We start from the raw sequence: 3,119 nt of genomic DNA, 5'->3' as shown, positions 1-3,119 counted from the left end.
CGCCACCAGATCGACTATTATCGCACCGCGCTCCACGAGCTTGGCCACTGGACCGGGCACGGCTCGCGGCTGGCGCGTGACCAATCGCATGGCTTCGGCTCGCCCGACTATGCCCGCGAGGAGCTCTGCGCCGAACTCGCCTCGGCCTATCTCTGTGCCGCGCTCGGCATCGTGCCGACCGTCCGCCACGCCGACTATCTGGCGGGCTGGCTCGACGTGCTGCGCGCCGACGATCGCGCTATTTTCCGCGCGGCGAGCGCCGCCAGCAAGGCGGCGGACTATCTGCTCGCCTTCCACGCGTCGCCGAACCCCGAGCTGCCGACGAACATCGAAGCGGCCGCCACGTCAGCGATGGAGCTGGCGGCGTGAGCGCGCTGCTCGCCGCCGCGCTCGTCGCCGACATCGCTGGCGAGGCTGTCGCCGCCGCCAATGCCGGCGAGAAAGTGAAGGTGCAGACGCAGCTGGTCCGCGACTATCTCGACGGTGCCAATGGTCGGCCGAAGACCCAGTGGCTGCCGCGCTGGATGGCATTCCCGCCCGAGCCTTACACCGCGCGCGGCGGCGTCCGCTCGGTCAGCTTCGCGCGCCAGATCGCGCCGCTGTTCGAGCCTGTCGCGGACGATGGCGCCGGGTTTATCGTGCCCGAAACGGTCGCGGCCAACCCCGAGGCGGACCCCGAGCCGCTGCGGCAGGCGGCCTGATCTACGAGGGGCGCCGGCACCCTGCCATCGCCCCGATCGGCCGGAAATTTCGCGCCGCGCGCCGCCCTGGGGCCGGCGCGCGGCGCAATAGTTCGTTCGTGCTGATGCGTGACAGACCGATTTAGGCGGCGGCGCCGGAGCCGGTATCGTGTGGGGCCGAGCTTGCCGGTAGCGTCCCAGAGTAGCGCCACCATGATCGGCACGCGCCGCTTGGCGAGCGTTCGCTCCGTTTCAGCGCTTCGGTGGGATGATCGTCGCCTGGCGCGCGGTCAGCAGCCAGTGACCATCTTGCTTCTTCCACAGATCGGTGAAGCGGCGATGAACTTCCTGCCCCGCCATCGGGTTGGGCGGCTTGGGTACGCAGATTTCCTCGCCCATCAGCAGCACCATCCCGCTGCGGATGCCGGCATATTCGATGATGCGATCGTAGCGGCTGTAGCTGATCCGACCCGAGGCATTGAGCCGGGTCGTCGCGCCATGCACTGAGAGGCCGTTTTGCGGATTGTTGACCGCAAGATCCTCGGCCATCAGCCGCGAAAACGCCGCATGATCGTCGTCGATCACCGCGCGATCGAGCTGGTTCACCGCCGCGAGCGCGCCGGCGATACGCGGGTCCTTGGTCGCGGCGATCGTCTCGGCCCCCACCGCCTTCCACTCCGCCCATGCCGGTGTCGCCAACGAGAGCAGCACCGCCAAACCGAGCGAACCAGCGTTCATCCTCGACATTGGCGACCGTCCTATCCCTTTATCGGAGGAGGCGCGGCTCGTCCCGAGCGGGTCCATCCGCGCTACCGGCTTCACCGGCGCGTCTTCACTTCGCAGGCATCGCCCCGGGCGCGCCGCACTTGGCGAACTTGCCCTTCGCATCCTTGCAGCGTGCCGCCTTGGCGGGCGCCGTCGGCGGGCATTTGATGAACTTGCCCTTGGCATCACGGCAGGCCGCCGCATCGGCGGAGGCGCTCACGCCGACCGTCAGCAGCGCGGCGGCGGCAGCGGCGATGATCGTTCGTGTCATCATACTATCCCCTCGACAGGTTAGATCGGCAACGCCGATCGGGCGATCCTAGCCCGGCGATGCCGCTCCTGCCAATCGTCGACGACGCCGGTGCACCGCCAGGTGGCGACGCGCCGACGACGGCGGTAGATTACGCCGATGTCCGTCCCGATCATCGCCGCCGGCCTCCTGTTCACCTGCACGCCGACCGCCGTCTGGGACGGAGATGGTCCGATCTGGTGCGCGGAAGGGCCGCGCATCCGGCTCGCCGGGATCGCCGCACGCGAGCTCGACGGCAGCTGCCGTCCCGGCCAGCCATGCCCCACCGCGTCCGGTGTCGCCGCCCGCGACGCCCTCGTCCGGTTGATCGGCACGGCGACGGGCACGGCCTCGACCGGCCACATCCTGGTCAGCGCCGCGCCGCTCCGCTGCCAGTCCGAAGGGCCGGGCAAGGGCACGCGAACCGCCGCTTGGTGCGTCGGCGCGCGCGGCGATTTGAGCTGCGCGATGGTGCGCTCGGGCTATGCGCTGCGCTGGGATCGCTATGGCGGCCGCGAGGTCTGCGCGAACCGGCACGAGGCGCACTGAGGCCATGCCGATGGGCTCGCGCCATGATGAAACGGGGCTACTCCGCTGGGATCGCGGCACGCTCTTCCTGCTTCGCGACGAGGGCGGGCGCTGGCGGCTGGAGACCGGCCGCCGCGCCGAGACGATGGTAGGCCGGCGCGTCCGCATCGTCGGCACCCGCGTCGGGTTCGACCTGCTCGCGGTCTCCAAGATCGAGCCGTGCTGACCGAATGGGACTCTGGGCGGTCGCCGACACCGTCATCCGCCAGCATGGCGAGGGCATCGAATACTTCGTCGCCGAGCGGATCGGCGCGCTGGCGCTGGCGGGCGATCAAGATGGCGTCGCCGCCTGGCGGCAGATTGCGCATCGCGTAGCGAGGCTCACCGCCGAGCCGCCCTCGCGGGCGGACGCGTGACTTAGTGAGCGCTAGCGCGCTGTTCTTCGCAGGCTATGGCGGTCAGCGTCGAGGCCTGATCACCTCCCGATCGAGAGGCAGATCGGGCCAGCTGCCAGCGTGGAACGTCGCGACTGGCGAACCCTGATACTAAGCTGAGCCGTATGACGATCGCCCCAGCGGCCTCGTCGATGGGCGGGTCTGGCACCGAGGTAAAGGGCGTGTGCCACGCCCCGGCCTTCTGCCCGCAACGGCGGCCCCGGCGCTTTTTCCCCGCGACCTGCGGCCGCTCCTCGCGCAGCAAAAAGCTTGGGGAACGCCGTCCTCCACTGCGCTTCGTCGGGTGCGGGCCGGCCGCCACGGCGCCTCTTGACCGCCATCGAGGCCGCATCGGGCGGTCGCGAGACGAGCACAGGAGCATCGCATCATGGCACAGATCGGAACCTTCACCGCCGGCGACAA

Annotated in this window: 7 protein-coding genes; 5 read left to right on the top strand and 2 right to left on the bottom strand. The window is 69.8% G+C overall.

Annotation, left to right across the window (positions count from 1 at the left end):
* Together HUU95_RS12270 and HUU95_RS12265 are read left to right on the top strand one after the other, a co-directional pair.
* On the top strand, positions 1 to 369 hold a 369-nt coding region (locus HUU95_RS12270), incomplete at its 5' end, for a zincin-like metallopeptidase domain-containing protein (protein ID WP_254602781.1).
* Complete coding sequence (locus HUU95_RS12265; RefSeq protein WP_174280364.1) at positions 366 to 701, top strand: hypothetical protein; 336 nt, start codon at positions 366 to 368, stop codon at positions 699 to 701. The genes HUU95_RS12270 and HUU95_RS12265, both read left to right, overlap by 4 nt.
* Before the next feature lie 231 nt (positions 702 to 932).
* Here HUU95_RS12265 and HUU95_RS12260 read toward each other — a convergent pair whose 3' ends face one another.
* Complete coding sequence (locus HUU95_RS12260; RefSeq protein WP_174280363.1) at positions 933 to 1,427, bottom strand: nuclear transport factor 2 family protein; 495 nt, start codon at positions 1,425 to 1,427, stop codon at positions 933 to 935.
* 85 nt (positions 1,428 to 1,512) lie between these two features.
* On the bottom strand, positions 1,513 to 1,716 hold the full coding sequence (locus tag HUU95_RS12255) for a hypothetical protein (RefSeq protein ID WP_174280362.1): 204 nt from the start codon (positions 1,714 to 1,716) through the stop codon (positions 1,513 to 1,515).
* A 138-nt stretch (positions 1,717 to 1,854) separates the two neighbouring features.
* Here HUU95_RS12255 and HUU95_RS12250 point away from each other — a divergent pair, with 138 nt between their 5' ends.
* The 3 genes from HUU95_RS12250 to HUU95_RS12240 are packed head-to-tail and all read left to right on the top strand — an operon-like array spanning position 1,855 to position 2,678.
* The gene (locus tag HUU95_RS12250; RefSeq protein ID WP_174280361.1) at positions 1,855 to 2,283 is read left to right on the top strand and encodes a thermonuclease family protein; all 429 of its coding nucleotides are present in this window, start codon (positions 1,855 to 1,857) and stop codon (positions 2,281 to 2,283) included.
* A 10-nt stretch (positions 2,284 to 2,293) separates the two neighbouring features.
* Entirely contained in the window at positions 2,294 to 2,488 is a 195-nt protein-coding gene (locus HUU95_RS12245; RefSeq protein WP_174280360.1) for a DUF5818 domain-containing protein, read from the top strand.
* Between the two features lie 4 nt (positions 2,489 to 2,492).
* Entirely contained in the window at positions 2,493 to 2,678 is a 186-nt protein-coding gene (locus HUU95_RS12240) for a DUF6961 family protein (RefSeq protein WP_174280359.1), read from the top strand.
* Positions 2,679 to 3,119 lie beyond the last annotated feature (441 nt).

The organism is Sphingomonas bacterium, assembly GCF_903643065.1.
In the GTDB taxonomy this organism is placed as follows: Bacteria; Pseudomonadota; Alphaproteobacteria; order Sphingomonadales; family Sphingomonadaceae; genus Sphingomonas.
This window is presented reverse-complemented; position numbering and strand designations above follow the sequence as displayed.